We start from the raw sequence: 24,044 nt of genomic DNA on the forward strand, positions 1-24,044 counted from the left end.
GCGCAGCACCGGGGCCCGGACCCACCATCCGGTACCCCCGATGCCTGGCGCCGGCTATCCGGCGCACCCACCCGGCCCCCGGCGCCCGCCATCCGGCGCGCGGAACCGGGCGCCCGACAACCGCCGCCAGGCACTCGCCATCCGGAGCCCGGCGCGCTCGCTCGCCGACCATCGCCGCGTCCAGCCGGTACCAGGCACCTCCGGGCGCCACCACGGCAACCGCTGCCACCGCCACCCGCGGCCCCCAACCTGTCGCGAACGCGCAGGCGGCGCCCCGGCAAGCCGACCGTGCGCAACGAACGGCTAAGCGGGGCTCAGCGCCGGAACGCGCCGGGCCCGCATCCGTACTACGGCCAGTCCACCTGTGGTGAGCGGTAGAAGTCGATGCCCTGCGCCTCCCAGCGCGGAGCCTGCTGGGCCAGCCGCTCGCGGTAGGCCGTCCAGTCGTGCGTCGACTTCGGGGACCACCCGATCTCGGCGATGCCGGGCAGCCGCGGGAAGGCCATGAACTCGATGTCGTCGCTGTCGGTCAGGGTCTCCGACCACAACGGCGCCTCGACGCCCGCGACCGACGACTCACCGACGCCCTGGACGGCCGTCGCCGGGTCCCAGTCGTAGGAGTCGGCGACCTCGACGTACCCGGCCCAGTGCAGGCCGAGCGGGCTGTTCTCGTTGTACTGCATGTCGAGGTAGGCCTTGTTCGCCGGGGACATCACGATCTTGTTGCCCGCCGCGGCCGCCGCAGCGGTGGCGGCGTCCACTCCGTCGGTGTCCCAGAACTGCGGCACCGCCGACACGGGCGGGTTCGCCTTGGCGATCTCGTGCCAGCCCTGGGCGAGTTTCCCGTGCCTGGCGACGATCGACAGCACCTCGCCCGTGAACTTCTGATAGTCCTCGGGCGTGGTCGCATGGGCCTCGTCGCCGCCGATGTGCAGGTACTCGCCGGGTGTCAGGGCGGCCAGTTCGCCGATCACGTCGTCGAGGAACTTGTAGGTGATGTCCTTGTCCACGCAGAACGAGCTGAACCCGACTTCGATGCCGGTGTAGAGCGGCGGGGCGACGCCGTCGCAGTTCAGCTCCGGGTAGGAGGCGAGCGCGGCGTTGGTGTGCCCCGGCATGTCGATCTCCGGGATCACGGTGATGTGCCGGGACGCGGCGTAGGCGACCAGGTCCGTGTACTGCTCCTGCGTGTAGTAGCCGCCCGGGCCGCCGCCGACCTCGGTGCTGCCGCCGTAGGTGGCCAGGCGCGGCCAGCTCTTGATCTCGATGCGCCAGCCCTGGTCGTCGGCCAGGTGCAGGTGCAGGCGGTTGATCTTGTACTGGGCGATCTGGTCCATGTAGCGCTTGACCTCGTCGACCGAGAAGAAGTGCCGTGCGACGTCGAGCATCGCGCCGCGGTGGGGGAAGCGCGGGTAGTCGGTGATCGTGCCGCCGGGGAGGGTCCACGGGCCGCGCTGGACCCGCTGCGACTCGACGCGCGCGGGCAGCAGCTGGCGCAGCGTCTGCACGCCGGCGAACAGGCCGTCGCTGGTGTTGGCGCGGAGGGTGACGCCGCCACGGGCGACGGTCAGCTGGTAGCCCTGGTCGCCGACCTGGGCGGTCGCGCGGAGTTCGAGGGCGATCGAGGGCGCCTTGGTGCGTTCGACGACCGGCAGGCGGTAACCGGTCGAGGGCCGCAGCACGCCGGCGAGGTAGTCGGCGACCTGCCGGGCGCCGCGGCCGGCTTCGATCGCGGTGGACGGGGTCAGGCGGAAGTCGGCCTTCGGGTCGACCTTCGCCGAGACCGGGGCCGGGATCACGTCGGCCAGGGCGCGGGTGGCGGGCTGGCTCGCGGCGGCGGGTTGGGTGAGGGCGGTCAGCGCGAGCGCGGTGGCACCGAGCAGGCCGGTCAGGAATCTGCGCATGGGGCACTCTCCGGTGGTTCGGGAGCGGTCCCCTAAAGGTATAGACCAGTGTCGGGGCCTGCGCAATGCTCCAGCCGGCGGCCGGTGCGGACCGGTGTGCTCCAGCCGGGTGAATCGGTTCGTTCGACTCGATCGGGTAGCGATTCCCCGGCTGGAGCCCGGTTTTTGTCGGTGGTCGCTCCTAGCGTGGCGGCATGAACTTCTTCGTGGAGGTCGTCGCCGGTCTCAAGTGGACGATCCGGGCGGTCGGGTCAGGAATCGCGCAGGATCGTGCGCAGGCTGTCGAGCACCGAGGGGTCCTCGATCGTCGACGGGACCGGCTCGTCGCGGCCTTCCGCAAGGCCGCGCATCGTCTTGCGGAGGATCTTGCCCGAGCGCGTCTTCGGCAATGCGTCCACAATGGACACATGGCGGAACGCGGCCACCGGGCCGATGTCCCGCCGCACGGCCGCGATCAGTTCCGCTTTCAGGGTTTCCTCGTCGACGTCCACGCCGGCCTTGAGCACGACGAGCCCACGCGGCAGCTGTCCCTTGAGCTCGTCGCGCACGCCGATCACCGCGCACTCGGCGACGGCCGGGTGCGCGGCCAGCACGGCCTCCATCGAGCCGGTCGACAGCCGGTGGCCGGCCACGTTGATCACGTCGTCGGTGCGGCCCATGACGAACAGGTAGCCGTCCTCGTCCAGGTAGCCGGAGTCGCCGGTGAGGTAGTAGCCCTCGTACCGGGACAGGTAGGCCTCGACGTAGCGTTCGTCGTCGCCCCACAGCGTCGGCAGCGTGCCCGGCGGCATCGGCAGCTTGAGGCAGATCGCGCCCTCCTGCCCGGCCGGCAGCGGATTGCCGGACTGGTCCAGGATCCGCACGTCGTAGCCCGGCACCGGCACGGTCGCCGACCCCGGCTTGACCGGCATCGGTTCCAGGCCGCGCAGGTTCGCCGCGATCGGCCATCCCGTCTCGGTCTGCCACCAGTGGTCGATCACGGGCACGCCGAGCTTGTCCGCGGCCCAGTTCAGGGTCTCCGGGTCGAGCCGTTCGCCCGCCATGAACAGGGTCCGGAACGCCGAGAGGTCGTACTTCGCCAGTTCCGCGCCCTCGGGGTCGACCCGCTTGATGGCCCGCAGGGCGGTCGGCGCGGTGAAGAGGGCCTTCGCCTTGTGCTCGCTGAGGACGCGCCAGAACGCGCCCGCGTCCGGGGTGCCGACCGGTTTGCCCTCGTACATCACTGTCGTCGCGCCGATCAGCAGCGGGGCGTACACGATGTAGGAGTGCCCGACCACCCAGCCGACGTCGGAGGCTGTCCACCAGATGTCGCCGGGCTGGATGTCGTAGATCGCGTTCATCGAGTACGCCAGCGCGACCGCGTGCCCGCCGGTGTCGCGCACGACGCCCTTCGGTTTCCCGGTGGTGCCGGAGGTGTAGAGGATGTAGAGCGGGTCGGTCGCGGCCACCGGCACCGGGTCCACCGGGGTGGCGTCCGCGACCAGCTCCTGCCAGTCGACGTCGCGCTCGCCGAGAGTCGCCTGGGCGGCCTCGCGCTGCAGCACCACCACCTTGTCGGGCTGGTGCTCGGTCGCGGCGAGCGCCTCGTCGATGATCGGCTTGTACTCCACCACCCGGTTCGGTTCGATGCCGCAGGACGCGGCGACGATCACCTTCGGCTTGGCGTCCTCGATCCGCGCCGCCAGTTCCTTGGGTGCGAACCCGCCGAACACCACCGAGTGCACCGCGCCGATCCGCGCGCAGGCCAGCATCGCCACCACCGCCTCGGGCACCATCGGCAGGTAGACGATCACCCGGTCGCCCTTGTCGACGCCGAGCGAGCGCAGCGCCCCGGCGAAGGTGGCCACCTCGTCCCGAAGCCGGGCATAGGTGAAGGTGCGCTTGCTGCCGGTCACCGGCGAGTCCCAGATCAACGCCGGTTGCTCGCCGCGGCCGCGTTCGACGTGCCGGTCGAGGGCGTTGTAGGCGGTGTTCAGCTCACCGTCCGGGAACCAGCGGAACAAGGGGGCGTTCGACGAGTCCAGCGCCCTGGACGGTTCGCGGGTCCAGTCGATCGCCTTGGCGGCGGCCAGCCAGAAACCCTCGGGATCGGTCAGGCTGCGCTGGTGTTCCTCCGCGTAACGGCCCATGGGGCAGACCTCCTCATCGTCGAGCTCGTGTCCCACATCATGGCTCAAAAGGCCGTCGCGCGATTGTGTCGATGCGGCGACCGGGTGGGTACGCAGCGTGAGCGCGGTTCTCCGCAGCCGGTTCCGCGCTCCGTACGGGGGAGTCGCGGGGGCGATCACCGCACGTGCTCACTCGTGCGGGTGGCGGCCCGGAACCGGACCGCAACCCGCCCGTCCCCTCCCGCGTCCAAGGTGCGAATAGGGTGGGAGACCGGAAGCAGTACCCGAGCACGAAGGGACCCCGGCAGTGAACGCGTTGGCGGAGCGGCTGCTGTCCCTCGCACATGCCCTGTTCAACCCGGGCTTCTGCCCCGGCGACTGGGTGTGGGCCACGGTGGCGGCGGGGGCGCTGACCGCGCTGTTCCCGGTGGTCGGCGCGGTCCTCGTCGCGTTGATGCGGAAGTTCACCGGCAACCGGTACGACACCGGTCAGGTCGCGGCGATCGCCGTCATCGCGTTCGTCTTCGTGCTGGGCTTGCCATGGCTGGCGTTCAACGGCATCTCCAGCATCTACCGGGCCGCGGTGGACGGCTCGTCGACGCTGTCCCGGTCCGACCTGGCGACGTTGAACCGCGAGTACTGTTCGTTCATCGGCCCGCAGAGCAAGTACCTGGGTGGCGGGCAGAACATCTTCGAGACGATCTTCTACCCGTCGGGCAACGTGCTCGCCTACGGCTACTACCTGGGTGCGCTGGTCGGGCTGCCGCTGCTCGCGCTGCTGTTCATGATCCTGCAGGCCCGCACCACGATGCGCCGTGGCCCGAAGTGGCCGGGCCGCCTGCTGTGGGTCGCGTTCGTGCTGTTCGTGGCGTTCTCGGTGGGCGTCACGGCGAACACGGCCGTCTTCCTGTGGCTGGGCTACCTGCCGATCGCGATGCTCGGGATCATCCCGATCGCGCTGGTCGGACCGCCCGCGTGGTCGGTCATCAACCGGCCGGAACGGCCGCGCCCCGAACCGCGCCCGGAACCCCCGCCGCCTGTGCCGCAGCCGCCACCCGCGCCGCCGCAGCAATACACGCCTACGGCCATCGCGCCGGCCGCGCAGGAGCTGGCCGCGGCGCCCGGCCCGGTTCCGGTGCCGCCCGGGTCGACGGCCAACGGCAGCGGCCGGTACCGCCGCATCAAGCGTCTCGGCCACGGCGGGTTCGGCACGGTCTGGCAGGCCGTGGACAACCAGCTGGGCCGCACGGTCGCGTTGAAGATCGCGCACGCGCCGGACCAGGACACCGAGGAGCGGATGCGCCGCGAGGCGCGTGCGCTGGCGATGGTGAACCACCCGAACTGCGTGCGGGTCTACGACCTGGTCGAGGAGCCGGACGGGCTCGCACTGGTGATGGAGTACCTGGAGGGCCAGTCACTGGCCACCGCGGTCGACACGATGGGGCCGCTCGACGACATCGCGGCGGGCCGTCTGTGGGCCACGATGGCCGGTGCGCTGGCCGCGGCGCACGAAAAGGGTGTGCTGCACCGGGACGTGAAGCCGTCGAACGTCATCCTGGACCCGGAGGGCGTGCCGCACCTGATCGACTTCGGCATCGCCCGCAGCCGGGGCGACTCGACGATGACCGCGACCGGGATGATGATCGGTACCCCGGACTTCGTCGCGCCGGAACAGGCGGCAGGCGCGGCGGCCTCCCCGGCCTCCGACGCGTGGCAGCTGGCCGCCACGGTGAGTTACGCGCTGTCCGGCTACCCGCCGCGCGGCACTCGCGAGACGCCGATGGCCGCGCTGATGGCCGCGGCGCGGGCGGAGCCGGTGTCACGGCTGCCCCAGCGATCCGTGCACGCCCGCCTGCTGATCGCCTCGCTGGACAACGAGCCCCGCCGCCGCCCGACGCTGCACACGGTCGTGCGCGAGGTGGAAGGCTTCCTGTCCCGGTCCGGCAAGTCGACGGACGGTCCGGTGACCCGGATCGTTCCCCGCCAGACCGGCACCACGCGGGCGATCCCCCCACGCGGCTGAGCCGCTACGACATCGAGCTGCCGTCCGTGAGGACGGCCGGTCGAGGCCCTGCCGGGGCGCCGCGCGCAGGGGCCGCGGCCGGCCGAACCGCACGAGCGCTGGTCGCGGCTGGGCGGGTCGAGTGGCAACGTGGCTTCGCGGCGGCGCCCTCGGGCGACGCCACGCCGTTGACCAGCGGGTCCGGGCTACTTTTTCGCGTGGAGGGCGGCCGCTCGAGCGGCTCGAATGCTGCTCGTCCGGTGACTGGTACCACCGGCTGGCGATGCCCGGCCGAGGACCCGGGCTGGGTTTCCCTCCAGCGGGGACAGCCGGCCGATCGAGCCGTTTCGGGCTTGCCGTCAGCGCTTGCGGGCCAGCAGGATCGCCTGTGGGCGCTTCGCTCCGGCCAGCTCGACTCGTGCCGACACCGCGAATCCGGCGCGCCGCAGCAGGTCGGCGACGTGGTCGGGAGGCAGCAGGTAGGCGTCGTAGGTGACCGGGTGGCCGTAGGCCCGCTCGGGGCGCAGGTGCTCGTCGCCGGCGTGGAAGCCCATCACCACGTGCCCGCCGGGCGCGAGTGTCCGGGTGAACTCGGCGAACACGGCCGGCAGCACGTCCGGCGGCACGTGGAAGATCGACCACCACGCGACGATCCCGCCGAGCGCGCCGTCGGCCGCCTGCAGCGCGGTCATCGAGCCGACCTCGAACCGCAGGTCCGGGTACTGGCGGCGAGCCACCGCGACCATGCGGGGCGACAAGTCGACCCCGAACGCGTCGACGCCGAGCCCGGCCAGGTGCGCGGTCACGTGTCCGGGTCCACAGCCCACGTCGGCGACCGAGCCGGTCACCAGCTCCGCGAACGCCCCCAGCATGCCGCGGCCCACCGCGTCCGAGGCGAACCGCGGGCGCACGAACTCGGCGTAGTCCTCCGCGACGGCGTCGTAGGAGGTCCGGGCGCGCGAAAGGTAGTCGCTCACCGCCACGACGGCAGCCACAACTCGGCTTGCCAGCGGGCGTTGCTGATGGGGTCGCCGTTCAGGATCGGCCACAGCCAGGCGAAGTTGGCCACCACCAGGCCGACGTAGAGCGCCACGACCAGCAGGCCGGTACCGCGGCGTTCGAAGCCGCGGCGGGCGCTGCCGAGGATCTGTCCGAGTGCGAGCGTGAGACCGAGGGCCAGGAAGGGGGCCATGGGCGTGGCGTAGAAGAAGTACATCTGCCGGTCGATGTTGGTGAACCACGGCAGGAAACCGGCGAGGTAGCCGACCAGTACGGCGGCGTACCGCCAGTCGAAGCGGAACAGCCAGCGCCACAGGCCCCAGGCGAGCATCGGCAGGCTGAGCCACCAGGTGGCGGGGGTGCCGATGAGCATCGTGGCCTGGATGCAGTTGCTGCTGCCGCACGTGCTGTTGCTGGTCTCGTAGTAGTAGAGCATCGGCCGCAGGCCCATCGGCCAGGTCCAGGGCTTGGACTCCCACGGGTGCGGATCGTTCTTGGGGGTGACCAGGGTTTCGTGGAAGTGCAGCACGTTCATGGTGTAGTCGCCCAGCGAGCGCAGCGCGGGCGGCACCCAGGCCCAGAAACCGGGGTCGATTCCCTGCATCTCGACGTAGTGGCGGTCGGTGCCGGACTCGCTGGCGAACCAGGCCCACCAGCTGGCCAGGTACAGCAGCACCGGGATGGCGAGGACGGCCCACAGGGCGGGCAGCACGTCACGGCGCAGGGTGCCCAGCCACGGCCGCGGCACGCCGGCGGCCCGGCGCGCGGCCACGTCGAAACCGACGACGAGCAGTCCGAAGAAGGCCATGTAGTACAGGCCGGACCACTTCACCGCGAAGGTGAGGCCCAGGCACACCCCGGCCGCGAACCGCCACCAGCGGAAACCCAGCTTGGGGCCCCACGGCGACTCGTCGGCCCAGCCTTCGGTGACCGCCACTGCGAGGCGCCGGCGGACCTGGTCGCGGTCGATCAGCAGGCAGGCGAAGGCGGCGAGGGCGAACAGGGCGATGAAGATGTCGAGCATGCCCATGCGGGCCTGCAGGAACAGCACGCCGTCGCAGATGACCAGGATCCCGGCGATCCCGCCGAGCAGTGTCGAGCGGGTGAGGCGGCGGGCGATGCGGATGGTCAGCAGCACGATCACCGTGCCGGCCACCGCCGCGCTGAACCGCCAGCCCCAGCCGTTGTAGCCGAACATCCACTCGCCGAGCGCGATGAGCTGCTTGGCCAGCGGCGGGTGCACCACCAGCTCGTAGCCGGCGTTGTCCTCGAAACCCCCGTTGCGCAGCATTTGCCACGCCTGCGGCACGTAGTGCTTCTCGTCGAAGACGGGCGTGCCCTTGTCGGTCGGGAAGCCGAGGTTCTGGAATCGGGTGGCCGCCGCGACGAGCGTGAGCACGATCGTGACCACCCAGCCGCGCAGCCGGTCGTCCGGCATGGGCCGTCCGAGCAGGGTGGCGGCACGGTCCGTCGGCGGGCGGGAGGGGTCCACCTGGTCCGGTCGCGTCAGCACAGCGGTCACGGGGGTGATCCTAGGGACCCACGGGTGAACTCGGAGTTCCCGCGCGGCTAATAGGGTGAAGGCCATGCCGCTCGTCCTCGCCGCGACTCCGCTCGGTGACTCCCGTGACGCCTCCCCGCGCCTGGTCACTGCCCTGGCCGAGGCGGACGTCATCGCCGCCGAGGACACCCGGCGGCTGCGGTCGCTGGCCACGGCCCTGGACGTGACGCCCCGCGGCCGGGTGGTGAGCTTCTACGAGGACGTGGAGACGTCCCGGCTGCCGAAGCTGCTGGAGTCGCTGCGCGCCGGGGAGACGGTGGTGCTGGTGACCGATGCCGGGATGCCCAGTGTGTCCGACCCGGGGTACCGGCTGGTGGCGGCGTGCGTCGAGGAGGAGCTGCCGGTCACCTGCCTGCCGGGGCCGTCGGCGGTGACGACGGCGCTGGCGTTGTCCGGTCTCCCCAGCGACCGGTTCTGCTTCGAGGGGTTCGCGCCGCGCAAGCCCGGCGAGAAGGGGCGCTGGTTCCGGGAGCTGGCGGGCGAGCCGCGGACCGTCGTGTTCTTCGAGTCGCCCCACCGGCTGGCGGCGACCCTGTCCGAAGCGGCCGAGGCGCTGGGCGATCGGCGGGCGGCGGTGTGCCGGGAGCTGACTAAGACCTACGAGGAGGTTCGCCGCGGGACGTTGCCCGAGCTGGCGGAGTGGGCGGCCGACGGCGTGCGCGGGGAGATCACCGTGGTGCTGGAGGGGGCGCGGCCGCGGGCGGTGGCGGTGACCGACCTGGTGGCGGAGGTCTCGGCCCGCGTGGCGGCCGGCGAGCGGCTCAAGTCCGCCGCGGCGGAGGTCGCCGAGGCGGCCGGGGTGTCGAAGAAGGAACTCTACGACGCGGTCCTCGCCGCCCGGCGCGCCTAGCGGATCGCCCCGATGGGGGCGCCGTGGCTGCGGGCACCTGATGGACGTCAGCGAAGCAGGGCTTCCAGGGGGGCGGCCTTGTGCAGGCATTCCTGCCACTCCGCCTCGGCGTCGGAGTCGGCCGTGATGCCGCCGCCCACGCCGAGTTCGATCCGGTCGCCGTGCAGCTCGAAGGTGCGGATCGCGACGTTCAGTTCCATGCCGGCCACCGGCGAGATCAGCCCGACCGCGCCGGTGTAGACCCCGCGCGGGCGTGGCTCCAGCTCGGCGATCAGGTCCAGCGCCCGGATCTTCGGCGCGCCCGTGACCGAGCCCGGTGGGAACGTCGCGGCCAGCAGGTCGGCGTCCGACGCGGTGAGCCGGCCCTCGACGGTCGACTCCAGGTGCCACACCCCGGGCGCCGGCCGCACCCGCAGCAGGTCCGGAACCCGCACGCTGCCCACCTCGCACACGCGACCCAGATCGTTGCGCACCAGGTCGGTGATCATGACGTTCTCCGCCACGTCCTTGACCGACTCCCGAAGCCGCTGACGCAGGGCGTCGTCGGCGGGGCCGCGCCGCGGGAGGGTGCCCTTGATCGGCGTCGAGCGGACCCGGTCGCCGTGGCGGGCCAGGAACAGTTCCGGCGACAGCGACACCACGCTGCCCCACTCGCCGGTCAGGAACGCGGCCCGCCGCGGGTTCAGGCCCCGCACCCCCTGCGCGAACAGCGCCGCCGGTGAGCCCTCGAACCAGCCCTCGAACCGGGTGCAGATGTTGGCCTGGAACAACTCCCCGGCCTCGATGGCGTGCACACAAGCCTTCACCGCGTCGCCGTGCTCGGCCGGGAGCGGACGGCTCAACGGACCGGCGCGCCAGGACGGCGCCGGCGCCGGACGGGTCACCAGCTCCGCGAACTCGGCCGCGAGTTCGTCCCCGCCGCCGAGCGACTCGAACCACCAGCACCCTTCGTGGTCGAGGCGCAGGACGTGGTCGGCCCAGCCCCACACCGCGGTCGGCAGCGCCCCGCGGCGGCCGGACGGGTCGGTGAGGTCGTAGGAGAGGTAGCCGAACCAGCCACCACCGACGACACCCGGTGGCGCCGGCTCGACCTCGGGCAGCGGCCCCGGCACCGCGAACGCGGGCAAGCGCTCGGGGGTTGAGGCGGCGTGGGGCGGCAGGCCGGGTGATGCGGGTGGATTGGAGGCGGGGGGATGGGCCGTGGCGGGGACCTCGGGTGTTGGGTCGGCGTGGGGGTGGCTGTGGGCGGCTGGTGCGGCGGGCCCATGGAGGCCGGTGGGAGTGGAGTTCCCGGGTGTTGGGCCGGCGTGTGGCCGGGTGAGGTCGTGGGGGTTTGGTGGGGCGGGCTCGGCGCAGGCGGAGGGATGGGCCGGGGTGGGGATGACTGGTGGAGGGGTGGCGTGGGGCTGGGAGTGGCTGTGGGCGGCTGGTGCCGCGGGCCGGTTCCCGCCGGTGGGGTCGGCGGGGGTCGGGGTCTCGGGTGTTGGGCCGGCGTGGGGCTGGGAGAGGTCGTGGGGGTTTGGTGGGGCGGGCTCGGCGCCGGCGGAGGTATGGGCCGGGGTGGGGGTGACCGGTGGGGAGGCGGCTTGGGTTTGGGAGTGGCTGTGGGCGGCTGCTGCGGCGGGCCGGTGCGCGCCGGTGGGGTCGGCGGGGGTGGGGGTCTCGGGTGTTGGGGCGGCGTGGGATTGGGAATGGCCGTCGGCAGGTGGTGCGGCGGGTCGGTGGAGGCCGGCGGCGGTGGGCGTCTCCGGGGTTGCGTCAGCCCCCCGATTCGCGGCGTGGGTTCGCGAGTCGGGCTGTGATGGGGCGGGCTGCTCCTCCCGCACGCCGCGCGCGGAAGGTGAGACCGCCCGCACCTCCGGCACTGGGTGGAGCTCGACCTCGGGCGCGAGGATCGCCTGGGAGCCGAACCAGTCGCCGGTCAGGGCGGCTGCCCTCGCGCGTCCCCGGGAGCGGGCGCGCGCGTCGAGCAGCAGGAACACCTCGTCGGGGGTTCCGCCTCGCCCGAGGCGCTTTCGTGTGACGCGCACCTGCTCATTGTCACCTACGGTCGAGGGCATGGTTCGCGTGATCGAGACCGAGCAGATCTGCAAGGTGACCGGCGCCGATTCGATCAACCGCACCGACCGGTTCGCCATCCACGGCACCGACCTCGGCATCCTCTGGGACGGCGGCGACGGCCGGGTCTTCGTGCTGTTCGGCGACACCTTCGGCGAGGGCTGGGGCGGCGACGGCGGCGGCCCGAACAGCGCCGACTGGCGCAGCAACGTCCTCGCCTTCTCCACCACCCGCGACCTGTCCGCCGGCCTCACCCTCGACGGCGTCGTCACCCGCCCGGACGGCACCGCCGCGCAGGTCATCGCCCGCGACGACCGCCCGGACGAGGTTACCGTCATCCCCAACTCCGGGCTCGCGATCGAGGGCCTCCAGGTCGCGCACTACATGTCCGTCAACCGGTGGGGCCCGCCCGGCAAGTGGACCACCAACTACTCCGGCCTCGCCATCTCCGACGACGGCGGCCGCACCTGGGCCAAACCGTGGAGCGCCCGCTGGATCAACCGCGCCGAGCACGACGACCCGTTCCAGATGTGCGCACTCACCCGGGAGGGCGAACACCTCTACCTCTTCGGCACCACCAACGGGCGACACGGTGACGCCTACCTCGCCCGCACGGCGGTGGCGAACCTGCTCGACGCCTCCGCCTACGAGTACTTCGACGGCCGGGGCTGGCGGCGCGACGAGTTCGCCGCCGCGCCCGTGATCCCCGGCCCGGTCGGGGAGCTGTCCGTCGCCTACGACGTCCACCTCGGACAGTGGCTCGCGATGCACCTGGACGACCCCGGCGGCGCGATCGTCCTGCACTCCGCCGACCGGCTCACCGGCCCGTGGTCACCCGCCGAGGTGGCCGTGCCGGGCCACCGGTACCCCGGCCTCTACGGCGGCTACCTGCACCCGTGGTCCCTGGACGGCCCGGACATCTACTACCTGATGTCCCAGTGGGGCCCGTACAACGTGTTCCTGATGCGCAGCCGGCTCGACGGCTAGCGCGGACCGGGCGCGGAGGCTCGCGGCGTGCTGTCCCGCCGTACGATGGCCGCGGCGACCTCCCCGACCGCGGCCCGGATCATCTCGCCGTAGGCGTCTTCGGGCAGCGCGGACACCCGCTCCGCGGCCGCCTCGATGTGCGACGCGGCGGCTTCGAACGAGCCGAGCCGGCGGTAGTCGTCGGCGAGGTTGAGGTGCAGGGACGGCGAGAACCCAGCGACCCGGAGTCCGGCGTGGTGCTCCTGGACGCGCTCGTCGGTCATGGCCGAGGCGGCGTCCAGCGCGCGGATGTCCCACGCCAGTGCCTGCGCGGGGTCGTCGTGGAGGTCGGCCAGGTAGTGCGCGAGCGCGCAGCGGTGCAGCGGGTCGCCGAGGACGCCGATCTCGCTCCAGAGGTTCAGCAGCTCGCGGCGATCGCGGGCGGCCAGGGCTCGGCCGATGGCGTTCATGGTCGGGTCGGTCATGCCCCGACTCTGGGCCTTCGACCAGCTCGAAGGTCAACCCCGGAGACGATCAGAGCAGCAGGTCCGCCAGGGTGAACGGGTACACCAGCGCGTCCATCCCGACCGGGCCCGACACACCGGGCATCGGCGGCACGGAGCTGTGCTCGTGCAGCGCCAGGCGCGGGTGGAACCAGCCGGGGCGGCCGGGGATGTCGTTGTGCCGCGCGACCCACAGCACGACTTCGCGGTCGGCCCACTTCTCCGGGTGCAGCCGCCGCAGCCAGAGCCCGTAGTCGGCGTAGACGACGACCCGCTGGATTCCCGCGGCCTGTCGCACGGTCTTGACCCACGCCCGCACGAACCGGTCGTCGACGCCCTCCGCCTCGACCTCCAGCGTGGGCGCGAGCGAGCCGGGCCCGAACACGCCGAGCCCGCGGCCGGCCCGCACGCACAGCTCGGCCTGGTCGTGGGGCGCGCCGGGGCGCGCGTAGTGGCGGATGCCCGTCCGGATGCCCGCCCGCTGCGCGGCCTCGATCTGCTTGCCCGCGCCCGGGTCGAGCCAGTTGGTGTTCTCGGTGACGGTGATGGAGGCGAACGAGACAGCACCGGCCCGGACCGCGTCCCAGTCCGCCACGGTCGCGTGCAGCGCGAGGTTGATGCCGCGCTCCGTGCTGCCTTCCGTCAAGCCGCCGCCTTCGTACTCTTCGAATGCTCCCCTAGGACACTGTGTAGTCACCATAAGCGCGAAAAGCCCCGGTCGTCGTATCGACGCACCACCCGAAAGCGGTGTGACACACAGCAAGTACACAGGCGAACCTCGGAGTGCTCCTATCTGATCGAAGATCCTTCCCCGCATGACACGGCCTCGAACGTGGATCGTCAACGGCGTGCTCGTACTGCTGGTGCAGGGACCCACCATCACGGTGGCGAAGGGCAAGGTCACCGAGACGGTTTCGGCGGCAGGCACCATCGCGAGCAGTTACACGGCGGACGTCGGGTTCAGCACGTCCGGGAAGGTCGAATCGATCGACGTCGCGGTGGGCGATGTCGTCACCAAGGGGCAGAAGCTCGCGACGCTCGATTCCACCGAGGCCGACCAGCAGCTGGCCGTGGCGAAGAGCAACCTCGAAGTGGCGCGGGAGAACGTGGACGCCGCCGCCACCGCGAATCGGAGCGTCAACGGCGCTCAGGGTGGCGCGTCGGAGAGCACAGCGTCGCTGCAGGCGAAGGTCGACTCCGCCGAACTGGCCGTTCAGCAGGCGCAGGACGCGGTCGACGCGACCACCCTGACCGCGCCCGGTGACGGGACGGTCACCGCGATCAACGGCGCCGTCGGCCAGCGAACCGGCAACTCGAGCGGTTCCGGTAGCCAGTCCGGCAGCGGCACCTCCGGCTCGAGCGGCAGCAGTGCCTTCATCGTGCTGACCGACCTGAAGAACCTGGTGGTCACCACGTCGGTCGCCGAGGTCGACGTCAGCAAGGTCAGGGCGGGGCAGACGGCCGCGGTGACGATCAACGCGCTGCCCGGCACGAGCCTGCAGGCCACCGTCGCGTCGGTCGACCTGACACCGACCACCAGCGATTCCGTCGTGTCCTACGGCGCGAAGCTGACCCTGAGCAACCCGCGGGAGGGCCTGCGACCGGGACAGTCCGCGAGTGTCGTCATCACCACGGCGGAGGCCGATGGTGTCCTGACCGTGCCGGCCGCGGCGGTGCAGACGAGCGGGGACACCAGCACGGTGGCGGTTGAGCAGAACGGCCAGCAGGTGCGCAAGCGCGTCGAGGTCGGGGTGGGCGGGGAGTCCACTGTGGAGAGCAAGGCGAGCCTGACCGAGGGGGAGCAGGTCGTGCTGACCGCGACCGCGGCGACGCAGGGCGCGACGGGCGGTAGCCGCACGGCGGCCAGGGCGGCACCTTCCCGGGCGGCGGCGGGGCAGGCCGATGAAGCCGGTCCTGCAGGTCGCGGGCGTGCGCAAGTCCTACGGTTCCGGCGACACCGCGGTGCACGCGCTGCGCGGGGTCGACCTGACCGTGTGGCCGGGGGAGTACGTCGCGATCATGGGCGCGTCCGGGTCGGGCAAGTCGACGCTGCTGAACATCCTCGGCTGCCTGGACACCCCGACCGCCGGGCACTACCGGCTCGACGGTTTCGGGGCCGGCGACCTCAACGAGGCCCAGTTGTGCCTGCTGCGCAACCGCAAGATCGGGTTCGTGTTCCAGTCGTTCAACCTGCTGCCCCGGGCCACCGCGTTGTCCAATGTGGAGCTGCCGCTGGGGTACGCGGGGTTGCGCCGCAAGGCGCGGCGGGAACGTGCGCTGGCCGCGCTCGACCTGGTCGGACTGCGTGACCGCGCCCGCGCTGGTGCTGGCCGACGAGCCGACCGGCAACCTCGACCGCGGCAGCACCTCCGACGTGCTGGCCGTGTTCGACCGGCTGCACGCGCGGGGCCGCACGATCGTGGTGATCACCCACGAGGACGAGGTCGCGGCGCGGGCGGAACGCGTCGTGCGGGTCAGCGACGGCCGGATCGCGGGCGACGATCGGCTGGTGCCGGCGTGACCGTGTTGGAGATCGTGCGCTTCGCGGCCGTCGGGCTGGCGGCTAACAAGCTGCGCTCGGCCCTGACGACGCTCGGCATCACGATCGGCGTCGGCGCGGTCATCCTGCTGGTCGCGGTGGGCAACGGCGCCTCGGCGTCGGTCGCGGCGAGCATTCAGGGCCTGGGCACGAACGTGATCACGGTCAGCCAGCGACGAACGAGCGGACCACCTACGACGTGCCGGTGATCGGCACCGACCCCGAGTACTTCACGACGAAGAACCGGACGCTCTCGCTGGGCACCTCGTTCACCGACTCCGACATCTCGACGGCGCGCAAGGTCGTCGTGCTCGGCTCGTCGGCGGCCGAGGGGATCTTCGGCACCACCGACGCGGTCGGCCGGCCGGTGCTGCTCGACGGCATCCAGTTCACGTCGTGGGGGTGCTGTCGGCCGCAGGCGACTTCGCCGACAGCGACGACACCGCGTTCGCACCGCTGACGGCGGTCCAGGCGTCGCTGACCGGATTCGGGGCGATCAACCAGATCGCCGTGCGGGCCGCCTCGGCCGGCGCCGTGCCACTCGCGCAGTCGGAGATCACCGCGATCCTCGACGCGCGGCACCACGTGACCGACCCGAGCAACCGGGACTTCCAGGTCACCAACCCCACCCAGCTGCTCGTGGCCAGCTCGTCCGCGGCGGGCACGTTCACCGTGCTGCTGGCCGCGGTCGCGGCGCTCTCGCTGCTCGTCGGCGGGATCGGGGTCACCAACATCATGCTGGTCACCATCACCGAGCGGACCAGGGAGATCGGCATCCGCAAGGCGCTGGGCACGCCGCGGTGGGCGATCCTCGGCCAGTTCCTCGCCGAGGCGACGATGCTGAGCGTCCTCGGCGGCGTCCTCGGTGTCGCGGCCGGGGTGATCGGCAGCCGGTTCACGATCGCCGGGATCGAGCCGGTGCTGGTGCCGTCGTCGATCGTGCTGTCGTTCGCCGTAACCCTGGCGCTGGTCGCGCTGGTCCTGCTGGCGGCCGGGTTCGCCGGTGGGGTGTGGGTGGGCGGTTCGGCGTCGTCCGGCGGGAGCGGTCCGGCCGCCGGCCCGCAGCAGACGCAGACCGGTGGCCGGACCGGCGGGTACGGCGGGTTCCCCCGCGGCCAGGGCGGCCTCCGACCCGGGTCGTTCAGCCGCGGCTGAACGGCTTCCCGCGGCGGTCCGGTCGTCGGTACCGTGCGGCCATGCCCTCACCGGAAGCGCTGGTGTCCGCGCTCGCGGACCCCGACCGACTGCTGTTGTTCGCCCGGATCTGCACCGCCCCGGACGGGCTCCTGCCGGACGCGGACCGGCAGTCGGCGAAACACGTGAAGCGCCTGGTGGCGGCCGGGCTGGTCACCATGTCGGACAACCGCTACCGCGTCGTGCCGGAGGTGTTCCGGGAGGCGCTGGCCAAGCCACCGGCCGACCCGCTCGAAGCGCTGTTCAGCCGGGGGCGTCTGGTGGCCATCCCGCGCCCGGGCAAGCTCCGGAGGGCCCTGCTCGCGCACCTGGCGGAGAAATTCGAGCCGGGCCGTCTCTACACCGAGCGGGACGTCCGCGAGAAGCTCGCCGCCCTGCACGACGACCACGCCACGCTCCGCCGCTACCTCGTCGACGAAGGTCTCCTGCAGCGCAGCAACGACGGCGGCACCTACGGCCGTCCCGCGGAAGCCCGTTGACCGGCGATGCCGGAGGTGCGGGCCGCCTCGATCAAGGCCCGCCGCGCGTCAGGCGTTCTCCTTCTGGAACGTCCGCGTGCCCCAGAACACCGCGAGGACCGTCATCACCACGAGGATGACCGAGCCGGTCATCAGCGCGTCCATCGTCAGGTCACCGCGGAAGGTGGCCCGCTCGGCGTCGACGACGTGGGTGAACGGGTTGATCCGCGAAATGGTGTACAGCCAGTTCGGCGCGAGGATGCTCGTGATCGGCAGCAGGATGCCGGACAGCAGCAGCACCGGCATCAGCACCGCGTTCAGCAACGCCGGGAAGGCCTGCTCGCTCTTGATGGTCAGCGCCACCGCGTACGACGACGACGCCAGCGTCGCCGCGGTGAGCGCGACGATCACCAGGCTCAGCAGCACCCCGCCGACCGGCGCGTCGAGTCCGAACGCGACATACGCGAGCACGGTGATCAGCACGGCCTGGAACACCGCCTGGACCACGTTGTTGCACACCTTGCCGAGCAGGAGCCCGACCCGGCTCGCCGGCGTCACGCGCAACCGCTCCAGCACGCCGCTGCGGAAGTCCATCAGCAGCGAGAACCCGGCGAACGACGAGCTGAACAACGCCAGCTGGATGATCAGCGCGGGGGTCAGGATCGTCCAGCTGCTGCCCGGCGGGAAGCCCGGCGTGCTGCTGACGACCTTTTCCATCAGCGGACCGAACAGCACCAGGTACAGCACCGGCTGCATGATCCCGATCATGATCCACGCCGGGTTGCGCATGGACAGCGTCCAGTCCCGCTTGAAGATCAGCCACGTGTCACGCAACATGGGCGGCCTCCGGGTGGGTCTGGGTCTGCTCGGCGTCGCGCAGCGAACGACCGGTGAGCGTCAGGAACACGTCGTCGAGCGTCGGCCGGTGCACCTGCATCGAGGTCATGGCGATGCCGTCGGCGTCCAGCCGGCGCAGCAGCTCCGGCAGCGCGGTGTCCCCGCGCGGCACGCGGAAGCGCACCACGCCGTCACCGGTGGTCACCTCGTGCGCACCCGCCAGCCGCTCCGCGACCTCGGCCGCGGCACCCACGTGTTCGGGTGCGACGCCGATCGTCACGCCGTCACCGGACACCCGCGCCTTGAGCGAGTCGGGTGGCCCCTCGGCGACGATCTCACCGTTGTCGATCACCAGGATCCGGTCGCACAGCGAGTCGGCCTCGTCCAGGTAGTGGGTGGTGAGGAACAGCGTCACCCCGTGGTCGGCGCGCAGCCGCCGGATGTGCTCCCACAGGTTGGCGCGGCTCTGCGGGTCGAGGCCGGTGGTGGGCTCGTCGAAGAAGATCAGCTTCGGGTCGTGGATCAGGCTGAGCGCGATGTCCAGCCGTCGCCGCTGGCCGCCGGACAGCGTCTTCGTCAGCCGCTGGTCCAGGCTCACGAGGTCGAGTTGCTCGATCAGCTCGGCGCCGCGACGCAGAGCGTCCCCCTTCGCCATGCCGTAGAGGCGGCCCTGGAGCTCGATCTCCTCGAGAACCTTCATCTCCGGCGTGACCCCGCCGCCCTGGGCGACGTACCCGATCTGCCTGCGCACGCCGACCGGGTCGGTCAGCAGGTCGCGCCCGGCCACGTGCGCCTCACCCGCGGTGGGGCGCAGCAGCGTGGTCAGCATGCGCAGGGTCGTCGTCTTCCCCGCGCCGTTCGGGCCGAGGAACCCCACCAGCTCACCCTCGGCCACGTCGATGTCGACGCCCTTGACGGCCTCGACGGTGCGGCCGCGCGCGGTGAACGTCCGCGCGAGACCGCGTGCCTTGATCATGAGAATCCCCCTTGATTCCGTAGTCAAATTTGACTAGTGATGGCGGTCACTCTTCCTCCACTATCGCCCCGTAGTCAAATTTGATTACTTGATCACGCGGGCGGCTCGCCGAAGCTGCGGCCCGGGTCGTCGGCCATCACGTATTCGCCCTCGTCGAGCCGTTCGATCAGGTTGCGGACCCACTCCATCGTCGCGGCGGCGTTGGTCGCCCACAGCCGGTACAGCTCGTTGACGTGGGCGGGCTGGCCCCACTCCGTGCCGTGCCCCAGCACGTTCCGCACCGACGCCAGCTGCCCCTCCATCTGGGTCAGCCGGTGCCGGAGCAAGGAGGTCGCGCGCCGCCGCGGCAGGCAGGTCAGGAACGTCAGCGCCGCGGCGAAGCCGAACGCGTTCTGCGCGTCGTTCTCGCCGAGCTGGCTCAGCATCTGGCTCAGCCGGGCCAGGAACTCGGTCTCGCCGTCCTCGGTCAGCCGGTAGGCGACCCGGTCCGGGCCGCGGCCCTCCGGCTCGTCCGGCACCGCCTCCAGCAGGCCTTCGGCCGCCATCTTCTTCAGCGCGTGGTAGATGGAACCCGGCTGGACGTTCGCCCAGCGGTCCGCCGACCAGGTCAGCAGCTCACGCCGCACCTGATAGCCGTGCGCCTTGCCGTACATCCGTACGACGCCGAGCACCAGCAGCCGCGTCGGCGACACCCGACCTCCTTAAGCCTTCCCAGGTAACAATGCACGAGACGGCATCCGTACGCTAAACAGGCATGAGCATCCCTGTGTTGACGGCGGTGGCCTGGCCTTATGCCAACGGGCCCCGTCACATCGGCCACGTCTCCGGCTTCGGCGTCCCGTCGGACGTGTTCTCGCGCTACCAGCGAATGGCCGGCAACCGGGTGCTCATGGTGTCCGGGACCGACGAGCACGGCACGCCGATCACGGTCCAGGCGGACAAGGAGGGCCTGACCTCCCAGCAGACGGCCGACAAGTACACCCGCCAGATCGGCCAGGACCTGCAGGGTCTCGGCCTGACCTACGACCTGTTCACCCGCACCAGCACCGGCAACCACGCCGAGGTCACGCAGCAGATCTTCCTCGCGCTGCACCGCAACGGCTACGTCGTGCCCAAGACCACGACCGGCGCGATCAGCCCGTCCACCGGCCGCACGCTGCCCGACCGCTACATCGAGGGCACCTGCCCGATCTGCGGCTACGACGGCGCGCGCGGCGACCAGTGCGACAACTGCGGCAACCAGCTGGACGCCGCCGAGCTGATCAACCCGAAGTCGCGCATCAACGGCGAGACGCCCAAGTTCGTCGAGACCGAGCACCTGTTCCTCGACCTGCCGGCGTTCACCGAGAGCCTCGGCAAGTGGCTGTCGACGAAGACCGACTGGCGGCCCAACGTCGTCAACTTCACCAAGAACCTGCTCGACGACATGCGGCCCCGGCCGATCACCCGCGACCTGGACTGGGGTGTGAAGATCCCGCTGGACGGGTGGCGCGACCAGCCGCTGAAGCGGTTCTACGTGTGGTTCGACGCGGTGATCGGCTACTTCTCGGCCAGCGTCGAGTGGGCCCGCCGCAGCGGGAACCCGGACGCCTGGCAGGAGTTCTGGACCAACCCGGACGCGCGCGGCTACTACTTCATGGGCAAGGACAACATCACCTTCCACGCCCAGATCTGGCCCGCCCTGCTGCTCGGCCACAACGGCGCCGGCGACAAGGGCGGTCAGGTCGGCCCGTACGGCAAGCTGAACCTGCCGGACGAGATCGTCTCGAGCGAGTTCCTGACCATGAGCGGGTCGAAGTTCTCCACCTCGCGCGGCACGGTCATCTACGTCAACGACTTCCTGCGCGAGTTCGGCCCGGACACGCTGCGCTACTTCATCGCGGTGGCCGGCCCGGAGACCCAGGACACCGACTTCACCTGGGACGAGTTCGTCCGCCGGACCAACTTCGAGCTCGCGAACGAGTGGGGCAACCTGGTCAACCGCTCGATCTCGATGGCGCACAAGAACAACGGCGCGATCCCGGCCCCGGTGAAGCCGGCGGCCGCGGACGAGGAGCTGAAGGCGTTGTCCCGCAAGGCCTTCGAGACCGTGGGCGGGCACCTGCAGCGGTCGCGGTTCAAACTGGCCGCCACCGAGGCGATGCGCGTGGTGTCCGCCGCGAACCGGTACCTGTCCGACCAGGAGCCGTGGAAGCTCAAGGAGGATCCGGAGCGCCGTGACGCGGTCCTGCACACCGCGCTGCAGGTGGTGTCGGACGCGAACACGCTGCTCACGCCGTTCCTGCCGCACTCGGCGCAGAAGGTGCACGAGGCGCTGGGCGGCACGGGCGTGTGGGCCGCGCAGCCGGAACTCAAGGAGGTCGAGGACCTCGACATCCCGGACCGGATCAACCCGATCCTGACCGGCGACTACGCGGCCGAGCAGGCGCGCTGGGAGTCGATCCCGGTCGAGGTCGGCCGCCCGCTGGCCAAGCCGACACCGCTGTTCGCCAAGCTCGACCCGAAGCTGGGCGAAACCGGCCCGGAATGGGCCCCGATCGCGCGGTGAGCAAGAAGGAACGACCGCCGGTGCCGGAGCGCCTTCCGGCGCCGGTGGTCGACTCGCACACGCACCTCGACGCCTGCGGCGCGGTGACGGCGGCCGACGTGGCCGTCCTGGCGGACCGCGCCGAGGCGGCCGGCGTGACCCGCATGGTGACCGTCGCCGACGACCTCGACGCCGCCCGCTGGGCCGCGCAGGCGTCCACATGGGACCCGCGGGTCTGGGCCGCCGTCGCGATCCATCCCACGCGCACCAAGGACTTCGGTGCGGCGGAGCAATCCGAAATAGAGCGCCTGGCCAAGCAGGAGCGCGTGGTGGCGGTCGGCGAGACCGGCCTGGACTACTACTGGGACTACTCGCCGCCGCAGGCCCAGCAGGAGGCCTTCCGCTGGCACATCGACCTCGCCAAGCGCGTCGGCAAGCCGCTGATGATCCACGACCGGGACGCGCACTCCGACGTGCTGCGGATCCTGGACGAGGAGGGCGCGCCGGAGACCGTGGTGTTCCACTGCTTCTCCGGTGACGAGGACATCGCGCGCCGGTGCGTCGACGCCGGCTACGTGCTGTCGTTCGCCGGGACGGTCACGTTCCGCAACGCCCGCGCGCTGCAGGCGGCGGCGAAGCTCGTGCCGTCCGGGCAGTTCCTCGTGGAGACCGACGCGCCGTTCCTGACGCCGCACCCCTTCCGCGGACGGCCGAACGAGCCGTACTGCACCGCTTACACGGTCGAATTCCTCGCGGACCTCCGTTCGGAAGACCTGGCGGGCGTCTGTTCGGCGGTATCCGCCGCGGCCGAACGCGTCTTCCGGCTCCCGTCCGTCACGTCGCGTTGAACGGACTGCGACATTCGTGGAACGCAACCATCCACCTGGAGGAGTGACGAACGCCACGACATTCCGCCCGGTGTTTGCGCAACCCGCCGGGGTTCGTTACTGTCCCGTGACCGTGCCGCATGATCGCTCGAACCGGGCGGGAGCGGGACACCCGGAGTCAAGCCAGTGCAGGTCGGGATCGGGGATGGCGACGACTCCGGGAGCCGTAGTGCGAAAGGGATCGACCTGCTGTGACTGGTAGTAGACGGGCTGACGCGCGCCTCGACGAAACGATGGACTGGTTCGAGTCCAGCCGTGGTGGCGCCGTGGGCACCCTCGACTGGCCCGATGACGCGTTCTCGGACGACCTGTCGGTCACCGAGCACGACATCCGCACGGTGCTGGGCACGGACGCGGACGATCTCATGGCCGAGGCCGAGATCGACGTCGACGAGCTGATCCGCCTGATCAACGCCGAGACCACGATGCTCCCCGCGCTCGCGGTCCCCGACGCCGTGGCCGAGGACCGCACCGCGGTCGCCGAGGCCGAGGCGGAGCCGGAGAAGGCGCTCGTCACCGCCGTCAAGACCTGGAAGCGCCGGTTCCTCCGGGGCTCGGTCCTGGCCCTGCTGATCAGCCTCACCGGTGGCGGCGCGGCCGCGCTGGCCATGAACAAGAGCGTGACCGTCGACGTCGACGGTCACACGCAGACCGTGCACAGCTTCGGCAAGACGGTCGGCGAGGTCCTCGAGGACGCCGGTCTCACCGTCGGTGAGCACGACGCGCTGTCCCCCTCGCCGCAGGCGCCGGTCGGTGACGGTGGCGTCATCAAGCTGGAGCGCGGCCGCAAGCTGAACCTGGTCGTCGACGGCGAGGCCCGCGAGTCGTGGGTGCGCGCGTCCAGCCTCCAGGAAGCGATTTCCCAGCTGGGCCTGAGCGACAAGTTCGGCCCGGGCGCCGCCTTCTCGATGCCGCTGACCGCGGAGCTCCCGCTGGACGGCGCGACGGTCGAGGTCAAGACCCTCAAGCACGTCACCCTCTTCGACGGTGACGCCGCCCCGCGCCAGGTCGACACCACCGCGGTCACCGCGGAGGAGTTCCTCGGCCAGCAGGGCCTGTCGCTCGGCCCGGACGACGAGATCGACGGTGGTCTGGGCCTGAAGCTGGCCAACGGCGCCGAGGTGCACATCTCCCGCACCGGCGTGTCCGTCATCAACCAGGAAGAGGACATCGAGCCCGACGTCCAGGAGATCAAGGACTCGACCCTGGAGGCCGGCAAGGAGGTCGTCGACGACCCGGGCACGGCCGGCAAGAAGCTGGTGACCTACCGGATCACCAAGCGCAACGGCAAGGAAACCGACCGCGAGGAGCTCTCGACCAAGGTCCTGGTCGAGGCCAAGCCGAAGATCGTCCGGGTCGGCACGAAGCAGCCCGTCGTCAGCGACGGCGCGATCTGGGACCGCATCGCCCAGTGCGAGTCGACCGGCAACTGGGCCGCCAACACGGGCAACGGCTACTACGGCGGTCTGCAGTTCGACAAGGGCACGTGGGACGCCTACGGCGGTGACGCCTACGCGGCCTACCCGCACCAGGCCACCCGCGAGCAGCAGATCGCGATCGCGACGAAGGTGCGCGACGACCGCGGCGGCTACGGCGCCTGGCCCGTCTGCGGCAAGAAGGCCGCCGGCTGACCCTCCCCGGATATCCCCGATGATGACCCCGGCCCACGGCCGGG

At 71.4% G+C, this 24,044-nt stretch carries 18 protein-coding genes and 3 pseudogenes; 11 read left to right on the top strand and 10 right to left on the bottom strand.

The window, feature by feature from the left end:
• Positions 1-347 precede the first annotated feature (347 nt).
• Both FB470_RS15500 and FB470_RS15505 read right to left on the bottom strand, forming a co-directional pair.
• Positions 348-1,904 (bottom strand): beta-N-acetylhexosaminidase, encoded by a 1,557-nt coding sequence (locus FB470_RS15500; protein ID WP_306992222.1) that lies wholly within the window; start codon positions 1,902-1,904, stop codon positions 348-350.
• Positions 1,905-2,155: 251 nt separating this feature from the next.
• Positions 2,156-4,069: a propionyl-CoA synthetase gene (locus FB470_RS15505; protein ID WP_306992224.1), complete on the bottom strand. Its 1,914-nt coding sequence runs from the start codon at positions 4,067-4,069 to the stop codon at positions 2,156-2,158.
• 250 nt (positions 4,070-4,319) lie between these two features.
• Between FB470_RS15505 and FB470_RS15510 the strand changes: the two genes are divergently transcribed.
• Complete coding sequence (locus FB470_RS15510) at positions 4,320-6,035, top strand: serine/threonine-protein kinase (RefSeq protein WP_306992226.1); 1,716 nt, start codon at positions 4,320-4,322, stop codon at positions 6,033-6,035.
• Between the two features lie 338 nt (positions 6,036-6,373).
• Here the strand turns inward: FB470_RS15510 and FB470_RS15515 are convergent, their stop codons facing one another.
• Together FB470_RS15515 and FB470_RS15520 are read right to left on the bottom strand one after the other, a co-directional pair.
• Positions 6,374-6,991 carry a class I SAM-dependent DNA methyltransferase gene (locus FB470_RS15515; protein WP_306992228.1) on the bottom strand — a complete coding sequence of 206 codons (618 nt, stop codon included), beginning with the start codon at positions 6,989-6,991 and terminating at the stop codon, positions 6,374-6,376.
• The gene (locus FB470_RS15520; protein ID WP_306992230.1) at positions 6,988-8,535 is read right to left on the bottom strand and encodes a dolichyl-phosphate-mannose--protein mannosyltransferase; all 1,548 of its coding nucleotides are present in this window, start codon (positions 8,533-8,535) and stop codon (positions 6,988-6,990) included. Before FB470_RS15520 ends, FB470_RS15515 begins: the two co-directional genes overlap by 4 nt.
• Before the next feature lie 64 nt (positions 8,536-8,599).
• Here FB470_RS15520 and rsmI point away from each other — a divergent pair, with 64 nt between their 5' ends.
• Complete coding sequence (gene rsmI / locus FB470_RS15525) at positions 8,600-9,424, top strand: 16S rRNA (cytidine(1402)-2'-O)-methyltransferase (RefSeq protein ID WP_306992232.1); 825 nt, start codon at positions 8,600-8,602, stop codon at positions 9,422-9,424.
• Between the two features lie 47 nt (positions 9,425-9,471).
• Here rsmI and FB470_RS15530 read toward each other — a convergent pair whose 3' ends face one another.
• A complete protein-coding gene (locus FB470_RS15530) occupies positions 9,472-10,551 on the bottom strand; it encodes an aminodeoxychorismate synthase component I (RefSeq protein ID WP_306992233.1) in 1,080 nt (359 codons plus the stop codon).
• A 931-nt stretch (positions 10,552-11,482) separates the two neighbouring features.
• On the opposite strand from FB470_RS15530, the gene FB470_RS15535 reads away from it, so the two are divergent.
• On the top strand, positions 11,483-12,469 hold the full coding sequence (locus FB470_RS15535) for a DUF4185 domain-containing protein (RefSeq protein ID WP_306992235.1): 987 nt from the start codon (positions 11,483-11,485) through the stop codon (positions 12,467-12,469).
• Here FB470_RS15535 and FB470_RS15540 read toward each other — a convergent pair.
• Together FB470_RS15540 and FB470_RS15545 are read right to left on the bottom strand one after the other, a co-directional pair.
• Positions 12,466-12,933, bottom strand: coding sequence for a hypothetical protein (locus FB470_RS15540; RefSeq protein WP_306992236.1), 468 nt, complete (start codon positions 12,931-12,933; stop codon positions 12,466-12,468). The two genes, FB470_RS15535 and FB470_RS15540, sit on opposite strands and share 4 nt — an antisense overlap.
• Positions 12,934-12,982: 49 nt before the next feature.
• On the bottom strand, positions 12,983-13,597 hold the full coding sequence (locus FB470_RS15545; protein WP_306992238.1) for a glycoside hydrolase family 25 protein: 615 nt from the start codon (positions 13,595-13,597) through the stop codon (positions 12,983-12,985).
• Between the two features lie 169 nt (positions 13,598-13,766).
• On the opposite strand from FB470_RS15545, the pseudogene FB470_RS15550 reads away from it, so the two are divergent.
• From FB470_RS15550 to FB470_RS15575, 5 genes and pseudogenes are all read left to right on the top strand, one after another.
• Positions 13,767-14,504 (top strand): annotated as a pseudogene (locus tag FB470_RS15550) (efflux RND transporter periplasmic adaptor subunit); the annotation flags it as partial.
• A 349-nt stretch (positions 14,505-14,853) separates the two neighbouring features.
• Positions 14,854-15,472 (top strand): annotated as a pseudogene (locus tag FB470_RS15555) (ABC transporter ATP-binding protein).
• A 116-nt stretch (positions 15,473-15,588) separates the two neighbouring features.
• Positions 15,589-15,950: pseudogene (locus FB470_RS15565) on the top strand (ABC transporter permease); the annotation flags it as partial.
• Positions 15,887-16,645, top strand: coding sequence for an ABC transporter permease (locus tag FB470_RS15570; RefSeq protein ID WP_306992243.1), 759 nt, complete (start codon positions 15,887-15,889; stop codon positions 16,643-16,645). The pseudogene FB470_RS15565 and the gene FB470_RS15570, both read left to right, overlap by 64 nt.
• Positions 16,646-16,686: 41 nt before the next feature.
• Positions 16,687-17,163, top strand: coding sequence for a DUF2087 domain-containing protein (locus tag FB470_RS15575; RefSeq protein WP_306992244.1), 477 nt, complete (start codon positions 16,687-16,689; stop codon positions 17,161-17,163).
• 48 nt (positions 17,164-17,211) lie between these two features.
• On the opposite strand, the gene FB470_RS15580 is transcribed toward FB470_RS15575, so the two are convergent.
• From FB470_RS15580 to FB470_RS15590, 3 genes are all read right to left on the bottom strand, one after another.
• Positions 17,212-17,979 (bottom strand): ABC transporter permease, encoded by a 768-nt coding sequence (locus FB470_RS15580; protein WP_306992246.1) that lies wholly within the window; start codon positions 17,977-17,979, stop codon positions 17,212-17,214.
• Positions 17,969-18,955, bottom strand: a complete 987-nt coding sequence (locus FB470_RS15585) for an ATP-binding cassette domain-containing protein (RefSeq protein WP_306992247.1) — start codon at positions 18,953-18,955, stop codon at positions 17,969-17,971. Before FB470_RS15585 ends, FB470_RS15580 begins: the two co-directional genes overlap by 11 nt.
• Positions 18,956-19,047: 92 nt before the next feature.
• Positions 19,048-19,647 (bottom strand): PadR family transcriptional regulator, encoded by a 600-nt coding sequence (locus FB470_RS15590; protein ID WP_306992248.1) that lies wholly within the window; start codon positions 19,645-19,647, stop codon positions 19,048-19,050.
• A 62-nt stretch (positions 19,648-19,709) separates the two neighbouring features.
• Here FB470_RS15590 and metG point away from each other — a divergent pair, with 62 nt between their 5' ends.
• The 3 genes from metG (at position 19,710) to FB470_RS15605 (ending at position 24,000) form a co-directional block, all read left to right on the top strand.
• Entirely contained in the window at positions 19,710-21,503 is a 1,794-nt protein-coding gene (gene metG / locus FB470_RS15595; protein ID WP_306992250.1) for a methionine--tRNA ligase, read from the top strand.
• A complete protein-coding gene (locus FB470_RS15600) occupies positions 21,500-22,330 on the top strand; it encodes a TatD family hydrolase (protein ID WP_370876474.1) in 831 nt (276 codons plus the stop codon). The genes metG and FB470_RS15600 overlap by 4 nt, the downstream gene beginning before the upstream one ends.
• 272 nt (positions 22,331-22,602) lie before the next feature.
• Positions 22,603-24,000 (top strand): resuscitation-promoting factor, encoded by a 1,398-nt coding sequence (locus FB470_RS15605; RefSeq protein WP_306992253.1) that lies wholly within the window; start codon positions 22,603-22,605, stop codon positions 23,998-24,000.
• The last annotated feature ends 44 nt before the right edge of the window (positions 24,001-24,044 follow it).

This window comes from Amycolatopsis thermophila (genome assembly GCF_030814215.1).
In the GTDB taxonomy this organism is placed as follows: domain Bacteria; phylum Actinomycetota; class Actinomycetes; order Mycobacteriales; family Pseudonocardiaceae; genus Amycolatopsis_E; species Amycolatopsis_E thermophila.

Coding starts and splice junctions, on each gene's coding strand:
- metG (WP_306992250.1), top strand. CDS start 19,710: ATGAGCATCCCTGTGTTGACGGCGGTGGCCTGGCCTTATGCCAACGGG.
- FB470_RS15540 (WP_306992236.1), bottom strand. CDS start 12,933: ATGACCGACCCGACCATGAACGCCATCGGCCGAGCCCTGGCCGCCCGC.
- rsmI (WP_306992232.1), top strand. CDS start 8,600: ATGCCGCTCGTCCTCGCCGCGACTCCGCTCGGTGACTCCCGTGACGCC.
- FB470_RS15605 (WP_306992253.1), top strand. CDS start 22,603: ATGGACTGGTTCGAGTCCAGCCGTGGTGGCGCCGTGGGCACCCTCGAC.
- FB470_RS15500 (WP_306992222.1), bottom strand. CDS start 1,904: ATGCGCAGATTCCTGACCGGCCTGCTCGGTGCCACCGCGCTCGCGCTG.
- FB470_RS15575 (WP_306992244.1), top strand. CDS start 16,687: ATGCCCTCACCGGAAGCGCTGGTGTCCGCGCTCGCGGACCCCGACCGA.
- FB470_RS15535 (WP_306992235.1), top strand. CDS start 11,483: ATGGTTCGCGTGATCGAGACCGAGCAGATCTGCAAGGTGACCGGCGCC.
- FB470_RS15585 (WP_306992247.1), bottom strand. CDS start 18,955: ATGATCAAGGCACGCGGTCTCGCGCGGACGTTCACCGCGCGCGGCCGC.
- FB470_RS15580 (WP_306992246.1), bottom strand. CDS start 17,979: ATGTTGCGTGACACGTGGCTGATCTTCAAGCGGGACTGGACGCTGTCC.